Raw genomic sequence first — 487 nt, forward strand, 5'->3', positions numbered from 1 at the left:
GGAGATATAAGTTTGGGCCATTTGAACTTATGCTTATCTAACCGCTTATACCAGAGTGCAAAGCCGGTATTATCCCAATAAAGTAGTTTGAGTTTGTCACGGCCTTTATTACAAAACACAAATAGCGCCCCACTGAGCACAGGTAATTCAAGCTCTGCTTCTACCAACGCCGCCAGTCCATTAATCGATTTACGAAAATCGACGGCATCGGCACATAAATAAACGGTGGGCACATCGACAAACATCCTCATACTGCTAGCCCCTTAATGATAGCCACAATATCGGTTGTTGCTAAATCGACTGACAGGGTAAGTTGGCCTGTACGCGTATCAAACTGTATGTTGTTTTGGTGAGTTTGAGCGCTGATTTCAGTGGTTTGTTTTACCTGGACAAAGCGTGATGCTGTGGGTCTTGGCGTTTGTGTTGGTAAAGGTGTTTTAGGCAAGCCCTCTGTCAATAAAGTGCGCTGTTTATAATAAGTGGTAAT

Annotated in this window: 2 protein-coding genes; both read right to left on the reverse strand. The window is 43.5% G+C overall.

The features are described from left to right. Positions 1-251, reverse strand: a 251-nt coding sequence (gene tnpB, locus H5084_RS19325; RefSeq protein WP_182692241.1) for an IS66 family insertion sequence element accessory protein TnpB, incomplete at its 3' end; no start/stop codon positions are given. Next, the coding region (locus tag H5084_RS19330; RefSeq protein WP_182692242.1) for an IS66 family insertion sequence element accessory protein TnpB at positions 248-487 on the reverse strand (240 nt) is incomplete at its 5' end. The genes H5084_RS19330 and tnpB, both read right to left, overlap by 4 nt.

The organism is Psychromonas sp. SR45-3 (genome assembly GCF_014163575.1).
Taxonomy (GTDB): Bacteria; Pseudomonadota; Gammaproteobacteria; order Enterobacterales; family Psychromonadaceae; genus Psychromonas; species Psychromonas arctica.